This is a genomic window from Streptomyces sp. HUAS CB01 (genome assembly GCF_030406905.1).
GTDB lineage: Bacteria > Actinomycetota > Actinomycetes > Streptomycetales > Streptomycetaceae > Streptomyces > Streptomyces chengbuensis.
On sequence record NZ_CP129137.1, the window covers coordinates 4217481 to 4238889 of the forward strand.

At 73.3% G+C, this 21409-nt stretch carries 20 protein-coding genes; 17 read left to right on the plus strand and 3 right to left on the minus strand.

Translation table 11 applies throughout. From position 1 onward, the window contains the following. Nucleotides 1-113 precede the first annotated feature (113 nt). On the minus strand, nt 114-1316 hold the full coding sequence (locus QRN89_RS18735) for a pyridoxal phosphate-dependent aminotransferase (RefSeq protein WP_290350566.1): 1203 nt from the start codon (nt 1314-1316) through the stop codon (nt 114-116). A 123-nt stretch (nt 1317-1439) separates the two neighbouring features. On the opposite strand from QRN89_RS18735, the gene QRN89_RS18740 reads away from it, so the two are divergent. From QRN89_RS18740 to QRN89_RS18815, 16 genes are all read left to right on the plus strand, one after another. Further along, nucleotides 1440-1655 carry a hypothetical protein gene (locus QRN89_RS18740; RefSeq protein ID WP_290350567.1) on the plus strand — a complete coding sequence of 72 codons (216 nt, stop codon included), beginning with the start codon at nt 1440-1442 and terminating at the stop codon, nt 1653-1655. A gap of 367 nt (nt 1656-2022) precedes the next feature. Then, on the plus strand, nt 2023-2541 hold the full coding sequence (locus QRN89_RS18745) for a DUF2617 family protein (protein ID WP_290350568.1): 519 nt from the start codon (nt 2023-2025) through the stop codon (nt 2539-2541). 84 nt (nt 2542-2625) lie between these two features. Beyond that, the gene (locus QRN89_RS18750) at nt 2626-4158 is read left to right on the plus strand and encodes a polyamine aminopropyltransferase (RefSeq protein ID WP_290350569.1); all 1533 of its coding nucleotides are present in this window, start codon (nt 2626-2628) and stop codon (nt 4156-4158) included. Between the two features lie 70 nt (nt 4159-4228). Beyond that, a complete protein-coding gene (locus QRN89_RS18755; RefSeq protein WP_290350570.1) occupies nt 4229-5287 on the plus strand; it encodes an SRPBCC domain-containing protein in 1059 nt (352 codons plus the stop codon). Between the two features lie 66 nt (nt 5288-5353). Then, complete coding sequence (locus QRN89_RS18760; RefSeq protein WP_290350571.1) at nt 5354-6157, plus strand: aldose epimerase family protein; 804 nt, start codon at nt 5354-5356, stop codon at nt 6155-6157. A gap of 127 nt (nt 6158-6284) precedes the next feature. Next, nucleotides 6285-6824, plus strand: a complete 540-nt coding sequence (gene pyrE / locus QRN89_RS18765; RefSeq protein ID WP_290350572.1) for an orotate phosphoribosyltransferase — start codon at nt 6285-6287, stop codon at nt 6822-6824. Between the two features lie 176 nt (nt 6825-7000). After that, nucleotides 7001-8023, plus strand: a complete 1023-nt coding sequence (fbaA, locus tag QRN89_RS18770) for a class II fructose-bisphosphate aldolase (RefSeq protein WP_290350573.1) — start codon at nt 7001-7003, stop codon at nt 8021-8023. A gap of 89 nt (nt 8024-8112) precedes the next feature. After that, complete coding sequence (locus QRN89_RS18775) at nt 8113-9276, plus strand: MalY/PatB family protein (protein WP_290350574.1); 1164 nt, start codon at nt 8113-8115, stop codon at nt 9274-9276. Between the two features lie 197 nt (nt 9277-9473). Further along, nucleotides 9474-10931: an MFS transporter gene (locus tag QRN89_RS18780; RefSeq protein WP_290350575.1), complete on the plus strand. Its 1458-nt coding sequence runs from the start codon at nt 9474-9476 to the stop codon at nt 10929-10931. Between the two features lie 147 nt (nt 10932-11078). After that, nucleotides 11079-11492: a DUF3151 domain-containing protein gene (locus tag QRN89_RS18785; RefSeq protein WP_290350576.1), complete on the plus strand. Its 414-nt coding sequence runs from the start codon at nt 11079-11081 to the stop codon at nt 11490-11492. Between the two features lie 165 nt (nt 11493-11657). Next, nucleotides 11658-12503: a tryptophan 2,3-dioxygenase gene (gene kynA, locus QRN89_RS18790; RefSeq protein ID WP_290350577.1), complete on the plus strand. Its 846-nt coding sequence runs from the start codon at nt 11658-11660 to the stop codon at nt 12501-12503. Next, the gene (kynU, locus tag QRN89_RS18795; RefSeq protein WP_290350578.1) at nt 12496-13713 is read left to right on the plus strand and encodes a kynureninase; all 1218 of its coding nucleotides are present in this window, start codon (nt 12496-12498) and stop codon (nt 13711-13713) included. Before kynA ends, kynU begins: the two co-directional genes overlap by 8 nt. A gap of 77 nt (nt 13714-13790) precedes the next feature. Next, nucleotides 13791-14675, plus strand: a complete 885-nt coding sequence (locus QRN89_RS18800) for an alpha/beta hydrolase (protein WP_290350579.1) — start codon at nt 13791-13793, stop codon at nt 14673-14675. Nucleotides 14676-14856: 181 nt separating this feature from the next. After that, the gene (locus tag QRN89_RS18805; protein WP_290350580.1) at nt 14857-15705 is read left to right on the plus strand and encodes an NmrA family NAD(P)-binding protein; all 849 of its coding nucleotides are present in this window, start codon (nt 14857-14859) and stop codon (nt 15703-15705) included. A gap of 104 nt (nt 15706-15809) precedes the next feature. Next, the gene (locus QRN89_RS18810; RefSeq protein WP_390701204.1) at nt 15810-17183 is read left to right on the plus strand and encodes a sensor histidine kinase; all 1374 of its coding nucleotides are present in this window, start codon (nt 15810-15812) and stop codon (nt 17181-17183) included. Next, on the plus strand, nt 17180-17839 hold the full coding sequence (locus QRN89_RS18815; protein ID WP_290350581.1) for a response regulator: 660 nt from the start codon (nt 17180-17182) through the stop codon (nt 17837-17839). The genes QRN89_RS18810 and QRN89_RS18815 overlap by 4 nt, the downstream gene beginning before the upstream one ends. A 103-nt stretch (nt 17840-17942) precedes the next feature. Here QRN89_RS18815 and QRN89_RS18820 read toward each other — a convergent pair whose 3' ends face one another. Beyond that, nucleotides 17943-18572, minus strand: a complete 630-nt coding sequence (locus QRN89_RS18820) for a universal stress protein (RefSeq protein WP_290350582.1) — start codon at nt 18570-18572, stop codon at nt 17943-17945. Nucleotides 18573-18576: 4 nt separating this feature from the next. Next, nucleotides 18577-19842 carry an SLC13 family permease gene (locus tag QRN89_RS18825; RefSeq protein ID WP_290353769.1) on the minus strand — a complete coding sequence of 422 codons (1266 nt, stop codon included), beginning with the start codon at nt 19840-19842 and terminating at the stop codon, nt 18577-18579. Nucleotides 19843-20004: 162 nt separating this feature from the next. Between QRN89_RS18825 and QRN89_RS18830 the strand changes: the two genes are divergently transcribed. Beyond that, nucleotides 20005-21213, plus strand: coding sequence for a cytochrome P450 (locus tag QRN89_RS18830; protein ID WP_290350583.1), 1209 nt, complete (start codon nt 20005-20007; stop codon nt 21211-21213). The last annotated feature ends 196 nt before the right edge of the window (nt 21214-21409 follow it).

Genomic DNA, 21409 nt, shown 5'->3' on the forward strand with positions numbered 1-21409 from the left:
GCCCGCTCGCCGAGCGGGTCCGACACATCCCGCCCGGTCCCGCCCCCTGGCGGACGCCGCACTCCTGGCGGACGCCGCCCTGTGGGGGTCACGGCCCGGCGCCGTGGCCGGAATCAGGCCGCACCCGACGCGAGCCCCTTCAGCCGCGAGACGGCCTCCTCCAGGACGTCGGTGCGCTTGCAGAACGCGAAGCGAACAAAGGGTGCGCCCTGCTCGCGGTGGTCGTAGAAGACCGCGTTGGGGATCGCGACCACCCCGCAGCGCTCCGGCAGCGCACGGCAGAAGGCGAAACCGTCGCTCTCACCGAGGGGCCGGATGTCGGTGGTGACGAAGTAGGTGCCGGCCGGGCGGAAGACCTTGAAGCCCGCCTGCTCCAGGCCGCCCGCGAGCAGGTCCCGCTTGGCCAGCATGTCCGCGCGGAGGTCCGCGAAGTACGAGTCGGGCAGGCGCAGGGCCTCGGCCACGGCGTATTGGAAGGGCCCGGCGGAGACGTACGTCAGGAACTGCTTGGCCGAGCGGACCGCGGTGACCAGCTCCGGGGCGGCGGTCACCCAGCCGACCTTCCAGCCGGTGAACGAGAAGGTCTTGCCCGCCGAGCCGATGCTCACGGTCCGCTCGCGCATCCCCGGGAAGGTCGCGATCGGCGTGTGCTCGCCGTCGAAGACCAGGTGCTCGTACACCTCGTCGGTCACGACCAGCAGATCGCGCTCGACCGCCAGCTCCGCGACGGCCGCGAGTTCCGCACGGGTCAGGACGGTGCCGGTGGGGTTGTGCGGGGTGTTCAGCAGGATGACGCGGGTGCGGTCGGTGACGGCGTCCCGCAGTTCGTCCAGGTCCAGCGCGTAGGCGCCGTCCCGGGGCCGGAGCGTGACGGGGACGCGCGTGCCGCCCGCCATGGCGATGCAGGCGGCGTACGAGTCGTAGTACGGCTCCAGGGCGACGACCTCGTCGCCGGGTTCGACGAGGGCGAGCAGCGAGGCCGCGATCGCCTCGGTGGCGCCTGCCGTGACCAGCACCTCGGTGTCGGGGTCGTACCCGAGGCCGTACCGGTCCCGCTGGTGGTCGGCGACCGCGGTGCGCAGCTCGGGCACGCCGGGGCCGGGCGGGTACTGGTTGCCGCGGCCGTCGCGCAGCGCCCGCACCGCCGCCTCCCGCACCTCCGCGGGGCCGTCGGTGTCGGGGAAGCCCTGGCCGAGGTTGATGGAGCCGGTGCGCACGGCCAGCGCGGACATCTCGGCGAAGATCGTCGTCCCGAACTCGGCGAGGCGGCGGTTGAGCAGCGGTCGGGGGCCCGGTGCACGTCCTGGAGCTGTCATGGCGGCCATCCTGCGCGGAACCTCTGGACTAGCTCAAGTCTGCTTTGGGCCGTGAGGGCGGGGGGCATCCCCCAGGCACGTCGGAAGCAGCCTCGCTTCGGGGGACGAAGGAAGGTGAGGTCAATGATCGGAATCGTGATCGCCATCGGGGTGATCGTCGTCATCGGTCTGGTGGTCGCCGCGTCGAGCGGCAAGGGCGGGAGCCGGTCGCGTCGCCGTGGCGGCAGCAGCTGGTGGGCCGGCAGTGGCAGCGGCGGCTCCTCCTGCGGTGGCGGCTCGTCCTGCGGCGGAGGGTCCTCGTGCGGTGGTGGTGGCGGTGGCTGCGGAGGCGGCAACTGACCACCGGTGCGACGGCGGGGGCGGCTGACACGGGGCAGCCGGCCCCGCAGGACCGGAGGCGCTCGGACGGGACGGAAGTCCGCCGGGCGCCTTCCTGTTGACGGGCGATGCACTTAACCGCCGTCGTTGTGCACTTCCTCCATGGGTTTCTGTTGAACAGTTGAACCGTAAGGCCCCCCAGGGGATGGAATGCACGTCAAGTTGGGTAAAAGGGCTGTGGACGCCGCGCACTTCATGGTTCCCTCGCTGTTGAGAACATCCAGCCCTCGGACCGTCTGTGGACCCGAGTCGGCAGATCCCCCACCCTCCCTGTGCTGCCTCCGGGGCGCCCCGGTCCACCCGTCACGCGTGTTTGCGGAGCCGACCCATGCTCACGACCCTGAAGACCTCCTACACCGACACCCGCGCGGCCGACCTGGCCTGGGCACTGGGTCGGGAGCCGCTGCCCGCGCTCGCCGAGCTCGATCTGGAACTGGCGGGCACCAAGCTGCAGTTGAGACTTCTGGGCGCCTCGCACCAGGTGCTGCTCGAAGGGAAGCACGGCACGTGCTCGGAGACGGTGGCGTGCATGCCCGGCCGCAGCACCCCGCTGCCGCTGGGCGTGGCGCGGCGGCTCGGGGACTGGGAGTACGACTTCGCCGCGCGCGTCGAGACGCTGTCCGAGGGCTCGTTCGCGGGGCGCGCGCAGGAACTGCTGGCGCTGGTGGCGGACCATCCGCACGGGCTCGCCGGCACGTTCCCCGGTTCGCCGCACGCCTTCACGGCGATGGTCGCCCAGCAGGTGGACGGCCAGTTGCGATGGCGGACCTGGCACGCGTACCCGCAGGAGGGCCAGTTGGTCGTGACCCGCACCCATGTCGGCGCGCGCGTGCCCGCATCGCGCTGACCCCGGCCGTCGCCACGGCATTTCGGGACAATTGCACCCGTGTGGGTGACGCTTCGGGATGGATGCGTGACGTAGCGTTACGGCATGATCGACCAGCCTGTGTCAGCAGCGGTGCGGGGCGGGGTGCGGCCGCCGCCCGTCCGTCCGGGCGCGGGCCGGTTCCTCGTCCTCCTCGTGGTCTTCGTCTGCGCCGCCTGCGGGCTGGTCTACGAGCTCGAACTCGTCGCCCTCGCCTCCTACTTGATCGGTGACTCCGTCACCCAGGCGTCCGTCGTGCTCTCCGTCATGGTCTTCGCGATGGGCATCGGCTCACTCCTCGCCAAGCGGCTGCGCTGCCACGCCGCCGTCGGCTTCGGGCTGGTGGAGGCGGCGCTCGCGCTGATCGGCGGCTGCTCGGCCCTCGTGCTGTACGCGGCGTTCGCCTGGCTCGGCGAGGCCCGGTACGCCCTGGTGGCCTTCTCGCTCGCGATCGGGGTGCTGATCGGCGCCGAGATCCCGCTGCTGATGAGCCTCATCCAGCGGGCGTCACGGTGCGGCGGCCGGGGCGAGGAGGACGCCGCGGGGACGGTCGCGGACCTCTTCGCCGCGGACTACGTGGGCGCGCTCGTCGGCGGTCTCGCGTTCCCGTTCCTGCTGCTCCCGTGGCTCGGGCAGCTGACCGGCGCCCTGCTCACGGGCGCGGTGAACGCGGTGGCCGGCGGGGCGCTGGTGCTGTGGCTGTTCCGGCGGGACATCTCGCCGCGGTCGCGGTGGTGGCTGATCGGGGCGAACCTGACCGTCCTGGCCGTGCTGGGCACCGCGACGGCGCTGGTCGCCGACTTCGAGTCGGCGGCGCGGCGGGCCGTGTACGGCGAGCCGGTGCGGGTGGCCGTGCACACCGGGGTGCAGGAGGTCGTCCTGACCGGCGCGGAGGACGGGCCCGTCGACCTGTTCCTGGACGGCAGGCTGCAGATGAGCGGCGGGGACGGGGACCGCCACCACCGGGCGCTGGTACATCCCGCGATGCGCCGGGGCCCGCACGCGCGCGTGCTGATCCTCGGCGGGGGCGACGGACTCGCGGCGCGCGAGGTGCTGCGCCACCCGGGGGTGGACTCGGTCACCGTGGTCGAGCTCGATCCGGGCATGGTGCGGCTGGCGCGCACGGATCCGGCGCTCTCCGCGCTGAACGGCCATGTGTACCGGGACCCGCGGCTGCAGGTCGTGTACGCGGACGCCTTCCGCTGGCTGAGGGGCGCCACGGCCCCCCGCCACACGTACGACGTGGTGGTCTCGGACCTGCCCGACCCGGGGGTCACGCCCAGCACCAAGCTGTACTCGCAGGAGTTCTACGGTCTCGCCGCCGGGGTCCTCGCGGACGGCGGACGGCTCGCCGTTCACGCCGGGACGGTCGGGGCGCGCCCGCACGCGTACTGGACGGTCGAGTCCACGATCCGTGCGGCGGGCTTCGCGACGCGGCCGTACCGCGCGCCGGGCCGCCCCGACCGCGGCTTCGTCCTCGCCGTCCCCGCGGCGCGGGGCGCCCCGCCGGCCCCGGGACCCGGTGTGGTGAGCGTCGAGGACGAGCGGCCGGGGGACGTGCCGCCGTCGACGCTGCTGCGCCCGCGGTACGCCGAGTGAGCGCCGTGAAAGGTGCGGGTTCCGCGCAGAAGGGCTCCCGTCGGGCCGGGGCTGAGTAGGCTCGGCTTCCATGGAGCATGAGGTGTTCGTTCCGGTACCGGCAGACAGTCTCCGGCGGACGCTGGCCGACCCCGCGCGGGTCGCCCGGTGCGTCCCCGGGCTCCAGCAGGACGCCGACGCGTCGGCGGGCCCGCTCGTGGGCCGCCTGAAGGTCCGGGTGGGTGGTCACACGATCACGTACCGGGGCGCGCTCCGGATCACGGAGCGGGAGGGGGGATTCGCGGTCGAGGGCGAGGGCACGGAGGCCCGTGGCCACGGCTCGGCCAAGCTCGCCCTGACCGTCCGGCTCACCGGGACGGAGGGCGGTACCACGCTCGCCTTCACCGGATCGGCCCACGCGGACGGCCGCCTCGCCGACGCGGCACCCGGCGCGGCCGAACAGGCCGCGACCCGGCTCCTCGACCGGTTCGCCTCGTCCCTGGGAGCCGCCACGGAGGCGGACGGGAAGCGCGGGGCGGCGGAAGGCGCCGAGTCCGCCGCGAGCCCGGACACGGACACGGGCAAGGACTCAGGCGCGAGCACGGGCACGGGCGCGGGTCCGGAGGCAGCCGGCGGTGCGACCGCGAGCGGAGCCGCAGCCGCGAAGGACTCCGGCGAGGACTCCGGGGAGGCCGGACGGCCGGACGACGCGGCCGGGGCGGCGGCGCCCGACCCGGGCGATGACCCCGCCACCGCACCGGCAGAGGCGGGCGGCGCTCTCGAGGACGCGCTGGACGACGAGGGTCCGGACGACGGCTCGGTGGGCGACGACGCCGTGGACGAGGGCCCAATGGACCAGGGCTCGGCCCTGTTCGAGGTCGACGTACCCCCGTCCTCGCTGGACCCCCTGGCCGACGAGGTGTTCGGCGAGGACGAGGAGCCGCCCGCCGAGGCGGCCCATGCCCGCAGGACGATGATCGGCCGCAGTGCCGAAGAGGTCGACCACGCACCGCCGCGCGGCCGGTACGCCCCCGTCCCCGCACCCCAGCCCGCCTCCGCCGGGAGCACCCTGCGTTGGGCCGCCCCCGCCGCCGCGCTCGCCATCGCCTCCGCCGTGGTCGTGGGACGCGCGCTGCGTCGTCGCAGGTAGCCGACGGATCCTCAAGCGGCCCATACGACACGGGCGCACCTGGCCGTGCGCCAGTAGGGTCGGGGTGTGAGTAGCGAAGAGAACGTCCGGCTCACCGCCGGCGACGTCGAGTTGACCGTCACTCCGGGCAACGGCTGCCGGATCGGCAGCTTCCGCATCGCGGGTACCGAGCTGCTGCGGCAGGGTGAGCGATACGGCTGCTTCCCGATGGTTCCCTGGTGCGGCCGCACCGAGAACGGCCGCTTCCGCAACGGCGGCGTGGAGCACCAACTGCCCGTCAACGATCCGCCGCACGCCATCCACGGCACCGGGCGTGACACCGCGTGGCGGACCGCCCGGACCGGCCCCACCGAGGCCGTCTTCACCTACGAACTCGGCGAACCCTGGCCGTACACGGGGCTCGTCACCCAGACGTTCGAGCTGAGCGAGGACTCGCTGACACTCCAGCTCGGCGTCGAGACGTACGACGACTCGTTCCCCGCCCAGGCGGGCTGGCACCCGTGGTTCCAGCGCCACGCCTTCCCGGACGGCAAGGGCGTCCGGCTCGACTTCATCGCCGACTGGCAGGAGGAGCGCGGTTCCGACCACCTGCCCACCGGCCGGCGGGTCGCTCCGACGCCCGGCCCCTGGGACGACTGCTTCGGCATGGAGGACGGTGTCGACGTCACCCTCACCTGGCCGGAACAGCTCGAGCTGACGGTGAAGAGCCGCACGGAGTGGGTGGTCGTCTACGACGAGCAGGAGGAGGCGGTCTGCGTCGAGCCGCAGTCCGGCCCGCCGAACGGCCTCAACACCCATCCCCGCCTGGTCACACCCATCGACCCGCTGGAGATCGCGACGACCTGGTCATGGCGTCGACTCGACGGGTGACGGGTGACGGGTGACGGGTGAGGGGCGGCGGACCGGAGGGGGTGCATGGAGACCGGGCCGGGGCGGCCCCGGCGAGGCCGGAGGCGGTCCCGGCGGGGCCCGGAGGACAGGGCCTAAGCTCATGGCCATGACTGACGTACGTGCTGAGCTGCTCCAGCAGATCAAGGACAAGGCCGTGGTGCACGGCAGGGTGACCCTCTCCTCGGGTCGTGAGGCCGACTACTACATCGACCTTCGCCGGATCACGCTGGACGGCGAGGCGGCGCCGATGGTCGGCCAGGTCATGCTTGATCTGACCGGGGACCTGGACTTCGACTGCGTCGGCGGCCTGACGCTGGGCGCCGACCCCGTCGCGTCCGCGATGCTGCATGCCTCCGCGGCCCGGGGCGGGCGGCTGGACGCCTTCGTCGTGCGGAAGGCCCAGAAGACGCACGGGATGCAGCGGCGCATCGAGGGCGCGGACGTCAAGGGCCGCCGGTGCCTCGTGGTCGAGGACACCTCCACGACCGGGGGTTCGCCGCTCACCGCCGTCGAGGCCGTCCGGGAAGCCGGAGGCGAGGTCGTCGCCGTGGCGACGATCGTGGACCGCGGCGCCGCCGGGGCGATCTCCGAGGCGGGGCTGCCCTATCTGACCGGATTCGAACTGTCGGACCTCGGTCTCGCCTGATCCGGACAGCCGGATCTGACCTGCGCTTATCGCAAGGGGTGGGCGTTTCACGTGAAACGTCCCGCCCCTTGTTCTCTGAGCCCCCATGGGCGTCTGGAAAGATAGGTGCGACGATGACGTCGCCCCCAGGTCAGGGTGCCAAGCAACGCAAACCGCACATCACAAGGAGCGGACAGATGCCCATCGCAACCCCCGAGGTCTACAACGAGATGCTCGACCGGGCGAAGGCAGGCAAGTTCGCCTACCCGGCCATCAACGTCACCTCGTCCCAGACCCTGCACGCTGCGCTGCGCGGTTTCGCGGAGGCCGAGAGCGACGGCATCGTCCAGATCTCCACCGGTGGTGCGGAGTACCTGGGTGGGCAGTACAACAAGGACATGGTGACCGGCGCCGTCGCCCTCGCCGAGTTCGCGCACATCGTGGCCGACAAGTACCCGGTCAACATCGCCCTGCACACCGACCACTGCCCGAAGGACAAGCTGGACGGCTACGTCCGTCCGCTCCTCGCCGTCTCCGAGCAGCGCGTCTCGCAGGGTCAGAACCCGCTCTTCCAGTCGCACATGTGGGACGGCTCCGCCGAGACCCTCGCCGACAACCTGGCGATCGCCCAGGAGCTGCTGGCCCGCGCCGCCGCCGCCAAGATCATCCTCGAGGTCGAGATCACCCCGACCGGTGGCGAGGAGGACGGTGTCACGCACGAGATCAACGACGAGCTGTACACCACCGTCGACGACGCCATCCGTACCGCCGAGGCGCTCGGCCTGGGCGAGAAGGGCCGCTACCTGCTGGCCGCGTCCTTCGGCAACGTCCACGGTGTCTACAAGCCGGGCAACGTCGTGCTCCGTCCCGAGCTGCTCAAGGACCTCCAGGAGGGCGTCGGCGCCAAGTACGGCAAGTCCGAGCCGTTCGACTTCGTCTTCCACGGCGGCTCCGGCTCCACGGCCGAGGAGATCGCGGTCGCGCTGGAGAACGGCGTCGTCAAGATGAACCTCGACACCGACACCCAGTACGCCTTCACCCGCCCCGTCGCGGACCACATGCTCAAGAACTACGACGGTGTGCTGAAGGTCGACGGCGAGGTCGGCTCCAAGAAGACCTACGACCCGCGCACCTGGGGCAAGGCCGCCGAGGCCGGCATGTCGAAGCGTGTCCTCGAGGCCTGCCAGGTGCTGCGCGCCGCCGGCAACAAGCTGAAGTAACCGCAGCGAGCGGGACGAGACCAGTCCGACGTGAGGCCCGGTACCGGCGAGCGGTGCCGGGCCTTCGTCCTGTCCGGAGGGATCCGACGTTGACGCACCAGGCCACGTACGACTTCGACACCCCCGTCGACCGGCGCGGCACCGCCAGCGTGCAGTGGGACGGAGTCGCCGACCGGTTCGGCGTGGACGGACTGCTGCCGTTCACCATCTCCGACATGGACTTCGCGTCACCGCCGCAGGTGCTGGACGCCCTGCGGGAGCGCCTCGCCCACGGGGTCTTCGGGTACACCGACTGGCGTCTCGGTGCGTTCCGCGAGGCGATACGCGACTGGTACGCCCGGCGTTACGACACCACGCTCGATCCGGAGCGGATCGTGTACGGGCCGTCGGTGCTCAACCAGGTGTCGCAGCTGCTGCGGATGTGGACGGAGCCGGGGGACGGAGTCGTCGTCCACACCCCCACGTACGACGGATTCCGCAAGGCGGTGACGGGGCTCGGGCGACAGCTCCGGGGGGTCGCGGTGGGCGACGAGGCAGGGCTGGAGCGGGAGCTCGCCCGGCCGGACGCGAAGGTGCTGATCCTCTGCTCGCCCCACAATCCCACCGGCCGGGTGTGGACCGAGGACGAGCTGAAGGGGATCTCCCGGCTGGCGGGGGCGCACGGGGTCGCCGTGATCTCGGACGAGATCCACGCGGACTTCGTGCACGACGGGCACCGGCATCTGCCGTGGACGCGGTTCGCGGACGAACGGGGACGGTGGGCCGTCGTCACCTCGGCGTCGAAGGCGTTCAACTTCCCGGCGCTGACCGGCTCGTACGGGATCATCGGCGACCCAGAGGAACGTACGGCGTTCGTCCGGCGGATGGAGACGGGCGAGGGGCTCGCCTCCCCGGCCGTGCTCTCGCTGACGGCGCACATCGCCGCGTACCGGGACGGAGCCGCCTGGCTGGACGCCGCCCGCGGCTATGTGGCGGGGAACCTGGCGATGCTCCGGGAGCGGCTGCGGTCGGCCTTTCCCGCCCTCGGCTGGGAGCCGCCGCAGGCGGGGTATCTGGCCTGGATCGACCTGCGGGCGCTGGGTGTGGACGACGAGGCGCTGCAGCGGGAGCTGGTCGAGCGGGAACGCGTCGCGATCATGCCGGGCGCGGTGTACGGGGCGGAGGGCTTCGTCCGCCTCAATCTCGGCTGCCCGCGGTCCAAGGCGGAGGCGGGCGCGGACGCGCTGGTACGGGCCCTGACCCGGCTGACCTGACCCGGCCGGCCCCTGACGCGGGCGATCCGGCTCGGGGTGTCCCGGACCCGGACCGCGAGGTCCGGCCCCGGCGCCGTCCGCGGGCCCCGTGACCGGCCGGTCCGAGCCTCCTCGGCTCCCGGCGTCTCCGGCCGCCGGGTCCGGATCGAGGTCCGTGCCGGGTCGCCGGGAGCCGCGGAGGGCGGAATGATCGCCCTATGGACATCAGGCTCGCGTCGGCCACCGGGCGCTGGATCGTCCTGACGACCGTCCTCGGTTCCAGCATGGCCATGCTGGACTCCACCGTCGTCAACGTCGCCCTGCCCCACATCGGCGAGGACCTCGACGCCGATCTCGCCGAACTCCAGTGGACCGTCAACGCCTACATGCTGACCCTCGCCGGGCTGATCCTGCTGGGCGGGGCGCTGGGCGACAGGTACGGGCGACGGCGGGTGTTCGTCGTCGGCGTGGTGTGGTTCGCGCTCGCGTCGCTGGCCTGCGGACTGGCGCCGAACGCCCCCGTGCTGATCCTCGCCCGAGCGCTGCAGGGCGTCGGCGGGGCGCTGCTCACCCCGGGGTCGCTCGCGCTGATCCAGGCGAGTTTCCACCCGGACGACCGGGCCAAGGCCGTGGGTCTGTGGTCCGGTTTCGGCGGCGTCGGTGCGGCGGTCGGGCCGTTCGTCGGCGGATGGCTCGTCGACGGTCCCGGCTGGCGGTGGGTCTTCCTGCTGAACGTGCCGCTGGCCCTGCTGTGCGTGCCCGTGGCGCTGCGTCACGTACCCGAGTCGCGGGACCCGGCGGCGCACGGCCGGTTCGATGTACTGGGTGCGGCCCTGGGGGCGCTGAGTCTGGCACTGGTGACGTACGCACTGATCGACGGCTCGTGGTGGACCGGCGTCGTGGGCGTGCTGACGGGCGCCGCGTTCGTCCGGTTGGAGCGGCGCCGGAAGGACCCGATGCTGCCGGTGTCGATCTTCCGCTCCCGGCTGTTCACCTCGGTCAATCTGGTGACCGTGTGCGTGTACGCGGGGTTCAGCGGCTTCTTCTTCCTCGTCGCGCTGCAACTCCAGGTCGTGTCCGGCTACTCGGCCCTCGCGACGGGCACCGCCCTGCTGCCCACCACCGTGCTGATGCTGCTGCTCTCCGCACAGGCCGGGCAGCTCGGCGAGCGGATCGGCCCGCGCATCCCGCTCACGGTCGGCCCGTTGCTGTGCGCGGCCGGGATGCTGCTGATGCTGCGTGTCGGTCCCGACGCCTCCTACGTCTCCGATGTGCTGCCCGCCCTGCTGGTGCTGGGCCTGGGGATGGTGACCGTGGTGGCCCCGCTGACCGCGACCGTGCTGGCCTCCGTGGACACCGCGCGGGCCGGGATCGCCAGCGGCGTGAACAACGCGGCGGCCCGTGCGGCGGGGCTGCTCGCGGTGGCCGCGCTGCCGATGCTGGCCGGGATGGGGCCGGAGACGTACCGGATCCCGGAGCAGTTCGCGGCCGCCTTCGCCCGGGCGATGCCCCTGTGCGCGGCGATCCTCGTGGTGGGTGCGGCACTCGCCTTCGCCCTGGTGCGGCGGCCGACGGAGGCACCCTGCCACGCCGCGTGCAGGGTGCACTGCGGTGTCGGCGCGCCACCGCTGGAGCCGGTGCCGGAGGCCGGGGACGCCAAGGGCCGCCGTCCCTGACGAGGGCCACGCCGGCGGGGTGGTTCCGCCGCAGGTCAGCGCCCTCGCCCCGGCGCCCCGCGGATCCCTCGGAGGGGACGCCGGACCGCCTCGGGCACGACCGGTACCGGCTCCACGGATCCGCCCGCGACCTGTGACACTGAACCCATGGCCATCCACGAGAACCTGCTGGGGGGACCGCCCCCCACCCATCTGCCCGACGACCCGGAGCCGCGGGAGATGCTCGCGAACGGCACGGCTCCCGCCGACGTCGCCGCGAAGTACCCGACCTCCTCGCTCGCCTGGGCCCAGCTCGCCGACGAGGCGTTCGAGGCCGGGCGGGTCGTCGAGTCGTACGCGTACGCGCGTACGGGATACCACCGGGGTCTGGACGCGCTGCGCCGCAGCGGCTGGAAGGGGCACGGCCCGGTGCCGTGGGAGCACGAGCCGAACCGCGGCTTCCTGCGTGCCCTGCACGCTCTCGCCCGCGCCGCGCAGGCGATCGGCGAGCAGGACGAGTACGAGCGCTGCAGCACGTTCCTGCGCGACTCGTCCGAGACGGCGGCCGACACCCTCGGCTGATCCCGCCGGACCGACCCGCACGAGGGGCGGGTGCCCTGACCGGGCACCCGCCCCTCGCGTCACCCGCGGGACCCGTGTTTATGATGCGCGCAGGGGACCGGGGCTCCGAGACCACGAACGGAAGGAGCGGACCGCTACCCGGACACATGTGTCAGGAGACGGCGAATGTCGCAATTTCCCGATGCCTCCGGAGCGGGTTCGGTCACCCCGAACCTCGACTTCGCGGGCACTACCCCGTACGAGGACTACGTCCAGGCGGACGTCCTCACCCACCTCCAGCACCCCCTCTCCGACGACCCCGGCGAGATGGTGTTCCTGGTGACCACCCAGGTGATGGAACTCTGGTTCACCGTCATCGTCCACGAGTGGGAGACCGCCTCCCGGGCACTGCGCCGCGACGAGGTGCCCGTCGCGATGGACGCGCTGAAGCGCTCCGTGCGCGAGCTGGACGCGCTCAACGCCTCCTGGCGGCCGCTCGCGCAGCTCACCCCCGTGCAGTTCAACGCCTACCGCAGCGCCCTCGGCGAGGGTTCGGGTTTCCAGTCCGCGATGTACCGGCGGATGGAGTTCCTGCTCGGCGAGAAGTCCGCGTCCATGCTCGTGCCGCACCGGGGTGCCCCCCGCGTCCACGCCGAGCTGGAGAAGGCCCTGCACGAGCCGAGCCTCTACGACGAGGTGCTGCGGCTCCTCGCCCGCCGCGGCCTGCCCGTTCCCCAGTCCGTCCTCGACCGCGACCTGTCGCAGCGCTACGAGCCGTCCCCCGAGGTCGAGCGGGTGTGGGCGGAGGTGTACGCGAGCGAGGACCAGGACGCCGAGCTCGTGCGCCTCGGTGAGGCGCTGACGGACGTCGGCGAACTGGTGTGGCGCTGGCGCAACGACCATCTCGTCGCCACCCGGCGCGCGATGGGCGCCAAGGCGGGCACCGGTGGCTCCGCGGGCGTCGCCTGGCTGGAGAAGCGGGCGGCCAAGAACGTGTTCCCCGAGCTGTGGACGGCGCGCAGCCATGTCTGAGACGCGACTCACCGAGCGGGCCGCGGAGCTGGACGCGGCGGACGGTCTGGCCAAGCGGCGGGAGCTGTTCGCGCTCGACGACGGCACGGTCTACCTGGACGGGAACTCACTGGGCGCCCTGCCGCGCCACGTCCAGGACCGGATGGCCGACGTCATCGGCAGGCAGTGGGGCGAACTGCGCATCCGCTCCTGGGACGAGAGCGGCTGGTGGACCGCGCCGGAGCGGATCGGCGAGCGGATAGCCCCGCTCGTCGGCGCCGCGCCCGGTCAGATCGTGGTCGGCGACTCCACCAGCGTGAACGTCTTCAAGGCCGTGGTCGCGGCGGTGCGGATGGCGCCCGAAGACCGGGACGAGATCCTCGTCGACGCCACCACCTTCCCCACCGACGGGTACATCGCCGAGTCGGCCGCCCGGCTGACGGGCCACCGGACGGTCGTCGTCGACCCCGCCGACGTGGCGGACGCGGCGGGCCCGCGCACGGCCGCCGCGCTCGTGAACCACGTCGACTTCCGCACCGGCCGCCTGCACGACCTGCCCGGGATCACGGCCGCCCTGCACGCGCGGGGCGCCCTCGCGGTCTGGGACCTGTGCCACAGCGCGGGCGCGCTGCCCGTCGGCCTCGACGAGCACGGGGTGGACCTCGCGGTCGGCTGCACGTACAAGTACCTCAACGGCGGGCCGGGTTCGCCCGCGTACCTGTACGTCGCCGAGCGCCATCAGGACCGCTTCGACTCCCCGCTGCCCGGCTGGAACTCGCACGCCGACCCGTTCGGGATGACCCCCGGATACGCGCCGGCCGAAGGCGCGGTGCGCGGCCGGGTCGGCACGCCCGACATCCTCTCGATGCTGGCGCTGGAAGCGGCGCTGGACGTGTGGGACGGGGTCACGGTGGAGGCGGTGCGGGCCAAGAGCCTCGCCCTCACCGACTTCTTCCTCGAGTGCGTCGAGGCGTACGTGCCGCCCGGCAGGGTCACCTCGCTCACCCCGGCCGCGCACGCCGAGCGGGGCAGCCAGGTGGCGCTGGCCTGCCCCGACGCACCCGCGGTCATGGAGACCCTGATCGCCCGCGGGGTGGTCGGCGATCTGCGCCGCCCCGACGTGCTGCGGTTCGGCTTCACCCCGCTGTACGTCGGTTTCGCGGACACCGAGCGCGCGGCGCGGGTCCTCGCCGACGTGCTGGCCGGGGTGAACCCCCCGCCGAGCGGCTGATCACGGGGGGCCGACGGCCTGGTACCGTCCCGGCTGGCCAGGCCGATTCGGCCCCCTCACCGAAAGGTTGGAGCAGCATGCCGGACCCCGCCGCCGCTCGTGACGCCGCCGAGGAGGCTTCGGCCCTGTCGCATCCGGCCGTCGCCCCGGACGCCTCGGCGGCCTACGGCGAACACCCGGACCAGGTCGTCGACTTCTACGCGCCGCGTGACGGCCGGGACCCGGCACCGCTGGTCGTGGTGCTGCACGGCGGGGCGTGGCGGGCGCCGTACGACCGGCAGCACATCACCCCGTTCGCGGACTTCCTGGCGCGGCGCGGTTTCGCCGTGGCGAACGTGGAGTACCGCAGGGGCGCGGCGCTGCCCCAGCAGCGCGGCGAGGAGGGCGGCGGCGGGCCGGTCGCCGGGCGCTGGCCGGACACCTTCGACGACGTCGCGGCGGCGATGGACGCGCTGCCGGAACTGGCCCGCACGGTGCTGCCGCAGGCCGACCCGAGGCGCATGGTCCTCACCGGCCATTCGGCCGGCGGGCATCTCGCGCTGTGGGCGGCCGCCCGGCACGTCCTGCCGGCGGGTTCGCCGTGGCGGCTCCCGGCCGAACCGGAACTGCGCGGCGTCGTCGCGCTGGCGCCGATCGCCGACCTGGGCCGGGCGGCCGAACTGGACGTCTGCGGTGGGGCGGTGCACCAGCTCCTCGGCGGGGAGGCGGAGTTCGAGGCGCGCGCCGGCTGGGCGGACCCCGCCGTGCTGCTGCCCACCGGGATCGCCACGACCGTCGTCCAGGGGCGCGAGGACACCGTCGTGCCGCAGGCCGTCGCCGAGTCCTTCGTCGACGCGGCGGCGAAGGCGGGCGAGACGGTCGGGTTCACACTGCTCGGCGACGTCGGCCACTTCCCGCTGATCGATCCCTCGGCGGACGCCTGCGCCGTGGTCGCCGAGGAGATCGCACAGCTCGCCTGGTGACGGGCGGCCCCTGCGGATCCCACCGGACGCCGTCGACGAGGAGACGGGACGGTGCGCCGGGAGAGCGCGGAGAGCGCGGAGAGCGCGGAGAGCGGGGAGGGCAGGGAGAGGGCGGAGACGGGTCAGTGCGCCAGGGAAGATGCGGACAGAAGGTGTCCGCAAGGCTTTCTACGGTGAGTCCATGACGAACCCCACGCACCCCCAGAAGATCCTCGTCGCCGGCGCCACCGGGACGGTCGGCCGCCAGGTCGTCGCCGAACTGCTGGACCGCGGGCACGCGGTCCGCGCCCTGACCCGCGACCCCGACCGCGCCCGGACGTCGCTGCCGGCGGGCGCCGAGGCGGTCCGCGGCGACCTCACCGATCCGTCGAGCCTGGCACCGGCACTGGAGGGCGTCACCGGACTGCACCTCATCACCTTCGGCGGCGAGTACATGGCCCCGCTGGAGACCGGACCCGAGATCGTCGCACTCGCCCGCGAGGCCGGGGTGCGGCGGATCACCGTCCTGAACGGCGGGGGTGACACCCCGCTCCAGGACGCCGTGCAGAAGAGCGGCCTCGCCTGGACCGTGCTGATGCCGGTCGAGTTCATGGCAAACGCACTGGAGTGGGCCGAGGGGATCCGCGCCGAGGACACGGTCCGCGAGCCGTTCACGGACCGGCTGAGCGCCATGGTCCACGAGGCCGACATCGGCGCGGTCGGCGCGGTCGCCCTCACCGAGGACGGCCACGACGGGGAGACGTACCTGATCACCGGGCCCGAGGTGCTGAGCCTCCAGGACAAGGTGGACGCGCTCGCGAGGGCCCGCGGCAAGGCCATCGCCCTGACGGAGCTCACCCCGGACGAGGCGGTCGCCCGATGGCGGGCCGCGGGTCTGCCGCAGGACGTGGTCGACTTCCTGATCGACGTGTACGGCAACACCCCGCCCGAGGGCCGGACCGTCGTCGACACCGTGCGGAGGGTCACCGGCCGCCCGGCACGGACCTTCGCCGAGTGGGCCGCTGAGCACGCTCCGGCGTTCCGCGCCTGACCTGGGAGGACGAAGCGACCCCCGAGTAGTACCTGGGACGGACGCGGAAGGATCCGCATCACAGGTGACGACCGCGTCCGTGCCGCGGCCGTACCTTTGCTGACGTGACCGACACGCCGACCACGCAGCGCATACCGCGCACCGAAGCCGACAGCCGCAGCCCCGAGTTCCGCCTGGCCATGGGCGCGCTCGGCGGGTTGCGGCAGGACCTCTTCCAGGACGCCTTCGCGTACCGGCCGCTGGCTCCGCTGGCGGCCGACGGACCGGTGATCCGGCGGCTGCCGGGGCGGATCCGCCGGTACGCCGTCTGGACCCCGCACGCCATCGTCGTGGGCGGCGCCCTGCTCACGCTGCTCATAGGCTCCGCCGTGTCCTACGGGATCCACGGTCTCGTCACCCTCGTCCTCGCGGCGTTGCCCGCGGCGGCGGTGCTGATGACGCTGGTCCGTCCGATGCTGGCCTTCTGGGCCTCGCTCGCCTCGACGCCGTTCCTCGCCGTCCTCGGCAGCGCCGGCGACGGGTGGCCGTGGGCACCGGCCACCATCGCCTCCCACCTCATCGTGCTGACCGTCGTCGCGGCACGGACCCGGCCGCGGGCCGCGTTCTGGATGTGGCTGCTGACCGGCGTGTACGGGCTCTTCGCGGAGGACATCCTCGGCAACGGGTACTCCAGTGAGACCGCACCGGTGATGTTCGTCGCCGCCGTCTCGCTGCTCGTCGTGGCGCTGGCGCAGGTCCGCCGGGATGCGGAGCGCGAGGTGGCGGCCCAGCAGAGCGTCACCGCCGTCGAGCGGGACCGGCGCACGCTGCTGGAGGAGCGCACCACCATCGCCCGCGAACTGCACGACGTCGTCGCCCACCACATGTCGGTCGTCGCCATCCAGGCGGAGGCCGCGCCGTACCGGGTGGAGAACCCGCCGCCCGAGCTGGAGCAGGCGTTCGCGACGATCAGGGAGAACGCCGTGGCCGCGCTCACCGAACTGCGCCGCGTGCTCGGGGTCGTACGGGCGGAGGACTACGAGGCCCCCGACGCGCCCCAGCCGACCCTCGCCGACCTCGGCGGGCTCCTCGGGAACGTGCGGGACGCCGGGCTGGAGGTCGACCTCGCGATCACCGGAGCGGTCCGGCAGCTCCCTCCGGGCGTCGAACTGTCGGCCTACCGCATCACCCAGGAGGCCCTGAGCAACGCGCTGCGCCACGCGCCGGGGGCGTCGGCGAAGGTCGAGGTGTCGTACGTCCTCGGCGGGCTCGGCATCCGTATCGTCAACGGTCCGGCCCGTGGCCTGGCGAAGCCCGCCCCGGCCGGCACCGCGCAACGCGGGCTCCGCCCGCCCCTCACCACCGGAACCGGCCACGGCCTCACTGGCATGCGGGAGCGCGTCTCCATGCTGAACGGCGAGATGACGACCGGTCCGACGGAGGACGGCGGCTACGAGGTCGCCGTTTTCCTCCCCGTCGCGAAGGACGAGACCGCATGACCATCAGCGTCCTCATCGTCGACGACCAGGCGATGGTCCGCGAGGGCTTCTCCGTCCTGCTGAACGCCATGCCCGACATCGAGGTGATCGGCGAGGCCGTCAACGGCCGCCAGGCGGTCGCCCAGGTCGACGCACTGCGCCCCGACGTCGTCCTGATGGACATCCGGATGCCCGAGCTCAACGGCATCGAGGCCACCCGGGAGATCGTCGCGGCCGACAGTGACGCGAAGGTGCTGGTGCTGACGACCTTCGACCTGGACGAGTACGTGTACCAGGCGCTGCGCGCCGGTGCCTCCGGCTTCCTGCTGAAGGACGCCTCCGCCCGCCAGCTCGCGGACGGGGTGCGGGTCGTCGCGGCCGGCGAGGCCCTGCTCGCGCCGACCGTCACCCGCAGGCTCATCACGGAGTTCTCCCGGATCTCGGCGGCGCCCAGGACGCCCGCCCTGGCCAGGATCGGCGATCTGACCGAACGCGAGACGGAGGTGCTGGTCCTCATCGCGCAGGGGCTGTCGAACGGGGAGATCGCCTCGCACCTCGTCGTCGCCGAGTCCACGATCAAGACCCATGTCAGCCGCATCCTGGTGAAACTGGGGCTGCGGGACCGGACGCAGGCGGCGGTGTTCGCCTACGAGGCACGGCTGGTCACCCCGGGCTGACGCACGTCGCCGCCCGGCGTCGGGCGAGGGCGCCGACGGTCCCTGTGGCCGCCGCTCCCCGTGGCCCCCTGGCCGCCGCCGTCCCCGGGCGGGGCACGGCGGTTCAGCGCGGCGGGTGCGGTGGCGGTGCGGGCGGTCGCGGCGGTTCGGGCGGTTCCGGGGCGTGCGGCGGGGCGTGCGGGGGCGCCCCGGGTGGCGGAGCGGGCGCGTGCGGCGGTGGTCCCGGTGGCCGCGGCGGTGCGCCCGGCGGGTGCGCCGGCTCCTGCGGCAGGCTCCCGAGGCCCGGCGCCGGCTCCGGCCACACCAGCAGCACGGGACAGGGGGCGTGGTCGACGACGAACCGCGCGGCCGGGCCCAGACTGCGCGGTCCGAGATGCCCGCGGTCCCCGTCCCTGGCGACGACGAGCAGATCGGCGCCCTCGGCCGCGGCGACGACCTCACGTTCCGCCCGGCCCGTGCGTTCCAGCGGGGTGCACGGCCGGCCGAACCGCTCTGCCGCCCGGGCCAGCAGCCGGGCCGCCGAGTCGGCCCCGAGGCTCTCCACCCGGTTCCCCGGATCGTCCTCGTGATGGCCCCGACCGAGCAGACCGGCGAACGCCCCGTGGGCGACGTCCGCGGAGGCCGGTTCGCTGACGTGCAGCAGCGTGACCGCTTCGCCCTCCGCCGCACGGGCGCGGGCGGCGTCGACGCACGCGGGCCAGGTGCCCTCGACGATCCAGGCGATCACGGGCATGGAATCAGCCTCCCGGGCCTTGGAACAGGAGCAGTGACGCCCACAGTGCCACGACCGACAGCAGGAGTGCGGCCGGCACGGTGAGCAGGCCGAGCCGGGTGAACTCCCCGAGGTCCACCTCGTGTTCGTGCTGGTGCAGGATCCGGCGCCACAACAGCGTGGCCAGCGACCCCGCGTAGGTCAGGTTCGGGCCGATGTTCACCCCCAGCAGGACGGCCAGCACCGCGCCGGGACCGGCCGGGGCGGCCAGGGGGAGCAGCACCAGCACCGCGGGCAGATTGTTGATCAGATTGGCGAGGAGGGCCGCCAGGGCCGCGAGCCCCAGCAGGGCCGGCAGGGAGGTGCCGGACGGGACGACCTGTCCGAGGACGTCCGCGAGTCCGTTGTCGACGACCGCGCGGACCACGATGCCGAGCCCGAGGACGAACGCCAGGAACGGCAGCGAGGCCGCGTTCACGACGCCGCGCACGGTGGTGCGCCCGCGGACGGCCGCGTGGACGCCGAGGACGAGCGCACCCGCGGCGGCCGCCCAGGCGGGCTCGAGGCCCAGTGCCGGGGCGGCGACGAAGCCGGCCAGTGTGCAGCCCACGGTGGCGAGCGCGAAGACCGGCAGCGCGACGGGTTCGCCGGCGGTCTCCGCGCCCGCCCCGGTGTTCAGGTCGGAGGCGAAGAACCGGCGGAGGACGACGTACTCGACGGCGATCGCGACCAGCCACGGCAGGGCCATCAGACCGGCGAACCGGGTGAAGCTCAGACCGCTGGCGGCGAACGCCAGCAGGTTCGTCAGATTCGACACGGGCAGCAGCAGTGAGGCCGTGTTCGACAGATGGGTGCAGGCGTAGACGTGGGGCTTCGGCCTGACGCCCATCCGGGCGGCGGTGGCGAAGACGACGGGGGTGAGCAGCACGACCGTCGCGTCCAGGCTGAGCACCGCGGTGATGACCGACGCCAGCCCGAAGACGGACGCGAGCAGCCGCTCGGGCCGGCCCGCCGACCGCCGCGCCATCCACGCACCGCAGGCGCGGAACAGCCCCTCGTCGTCGCACAGCCGGGCGAGTACGAGCACCGCGGCCAGGAAGCCGATCACCGGGCCGAGCCGCGCGGCCTCCTCGGCCGCGTGCGCGGGGGAGATCGCGCCGGTGACGATCAGCAGGACCGCCGCCGGTACCGCCACGGCCGCTTCCGGCAGACCGAAGGGCCTGATGACCGCGCAGGCGAGCACGAGGAGCAGCAGAAGGACGGACAGTGCCTCCGCGAGGGGTGTGGACAGGATCTGTGCCTCCGGGGCGGTGTGCGGTGGTCGCCCGGTGCTGCGGGACGTGGTGTGCGGTGGTGGCCTGGTGTTCTCGGGGCCGTGGGTGCCGCGCCCCCACATCGAACCACCCCGGGGACCCTCCTCCCGCCACGCGCCGCGGGCGGCTAGCGTCCGCGTATGGATGCTCCTGTGTTCGCTCCCTGGTCGCCTGTGTTCACCGCGGACCCGTACCCCGCGTACGCGGAACTCCGCGACCGGGGACGGGTGCACTGGTTCGAGCCCACGGGGCAGTGGCTCGTACCGCACCACGCCGATGTGTCCGCCCTGCTGCGCGACCGCCGCCTCGGCCGTACGTATCTGCACCGCTTCACCCACGAGGAGTTCGGGCGCACACCCCCGCCGCCCGGGCGCGAGCCCTTCCACACGCTGAACGACAACGGGCTGCTGGACCTCGAGGCGCCGGACCACACACGGATCCGGCGGCTGGTGACCAGGGCATTCACCCCGCGGACCGTGCAGGCGCTGGAGCCCACCGTGCGCCGGCTCGCCGCCGAGCTGGTGCGCGGGCTGGTGAAGAACGGCGGCGGCGATCTGCTCGCCGACGTCGCCGAACCGCTGCCGGTCGCGGTCATCGCGGAGATGCTCGGGATTCCCGAGTCGGACCGGGGCCTGCTGCGGCCCTGGTCCGCGGACATCTGCGGGATGTTCGAGCTGAACCCGTCCGAGGAGACCGCGGCGAGGGCGGTCCGGGCCTCGCTGGAGTTCTCCGCCTATCTGCGGGAGCTGATCGCCGAGCGCCGCGCCGAGCCGGGCGAGGACCTGATCTCGGCGCTGATCTGCGCGCACGACGAGGGGGAGACGCTCAGTGAGCAGGAGATGGTGTCCACCTGCGTGCTGCTGCTGAACGCGGGGCACGAGGCCACCGTCAACACCACCGCGAACGGCTGGTGGACGCTGTTCCGCCATCCCGGGGAGCTGGCGAGGCTGCGGGCGGACCACGCGCTGCTGTCCACGGCTGTGGAAGAGCTGATGCGGTTCGACACTCCGCTCCAGATGTTCGAGCGCTGGGTCCTCGACGACATCGAGATCGGCGGCACGGTCGTCCCGCGCGGCTCCGAGCTGGCGCTGCTCTTCGGCTCGGCCAACCGGGACCCGGCCCGCTTCGAACGCCCCGGCGTACTCGACCTCGGCCGCGTCGACAACCCGCACATCACGTTCGGCGCCGGCATCCACTACTGCCTGGGCGCTCCGCTGGCCCGGGTGGAACTGACCGCTTCCTTCGGCGAACTGCTGCGGGAGGCGCCGACGATGCGGCTCGTGGCGGAGCCGGAGTGGAAGCCGGGGTATGTGATCAGGGGACTGCGGGAGCTCCGCGTGGAGCTGTGAGGCACGCGCCGCGAGGCCGGGCGGGGCGCAGGGCTTCGCGTGCCGGTGCCGGGCCTCGCGTTCCCGTGCCGGACCCGCCGGGGCGCCCGGCCCTTGCGGCGGTGTCCTCGGATCTTGCGGGGTACCGGGCCTCGTGTGCCGGTGCCGGGCCTCGCGGCGGTGCCCTCGGACCTCGCGGGGCGGCGGTCCGCGCTTC

Excerpts from the sequence above, each read along its gene's own strand:
- QRN89_RS18735 (WP_290350566.1), bottom strand. The coding sequence starts at position 1,316 with ATGACAGCTCCAGGACGTGCACCGGGCCCCCGACCGCTGCTCAACCGC.
- QRN89_RS18740 (WP_290350567.1), top strand. The coding sequence starts at position 1,440 with ATGATCGGAATCGTGATCGCCATCGGGGTGATCGTCGTCATCGGTCTG.
- QRN89_RS18745 (WP_290350568.1), top strand. The coding sequence starts at position 2,023 with ATGCTCACGACCCTGAAGACCTCCTACACCGACACCCGCGCGGCCGAC.
- QRN89_RS18750 (WP_290350569.1), top strand. The coding sequence starts at position 2,626 with ATGATCGACCAGCCTGTGTCAGCAGCGGTGCGGGGCGGGGTGCGGCCG.
- QRN89_RS18755 (WP_290350570.1), top strand. The coding sequence starts at position 4,229 with ATGGAGCATGAGGTGTTCGTTCCGGTACCGGCAGACAGTCTCCGGCGG.
- pyrE (WP_290350572.1), top strand. The coding sequence starts at position 6,285 with ATGACTGACGTACGTGCTGAGCTGCTCCAGCAGATCAAGGACAAGGCC.
- fbaA (WP_290350573.1), top strand. The coding sequence starts at position 7,001 with ATGCCCATCGCAACCCCCGAGGTCTACAACGAGATGCTCGACCGGGCG.
- QRN89_RS18780 (WP_290350575.1), top strand. The coding sequence starts at position 9,474 with ATGGACATCAGGCTCGCGTCGGCCACCGGGCGCTGGATCGTCCTGACG.
- QRN89_RS18785 (WP_290350576.1), top strand. The coding sequence starts at position 11,079 with ATGGCCATCCACGAGAACCTGCTGGGGGGACCGCCCCCCACCCATCTG.
- kynA (WP_290350577.1), top strand. The coding sequence starts at position 11,658 with ATGTCGCAATTTCCCGATGCCTCCGGAGCGGGTTCGGTCACCCCGAAC.
- kynU (WP_290350578.1), top strand. The coding sequence starts at position 12,496 with ATGTCTGAGACGCGACTCACCGAGCGGGCCGCGGAGCTGGACGCGGCG.
- QRN89_RS18800 (WP_290350579.1), top strand. The coding sequence starts at position 13,791 with ATGCCGGACCCCGCCGCCGCTCGTGACGCCGCCGAGGAGGCTTCGGCC.
- QRN89_RS18805 (WP_290350580.1), top strand. The coding sequence starts at position 14,857 with ATGACGAACCCCACGCACCCCCAGAAGATCCTCGTCGCCGGCGCCACC.
- QRN89_RS18815 (WP_290350581.1), top strand. The coding sequence starts at position 17,180 with ATGACCATCAGCGTCCTCATCGTCGACGACCAGGCGATGGTCCGCGAG.
- QRN89_RS18820 (WP_290350582.1), bottom strand. The coding sequence starts at position 18,572 with ATGCCCGTGATCGCCTGGATCGTCGAGGGCACCTGGCCCGCGTGCGTC.
- QRN89_RS18830 (WP_290350583.1), top strand. The coding sequence starts at position 20,005 with ATGGATGCTCCTGTGTTCGCTCCCTGGTCGCCTGTGTTCACCGCGGAC.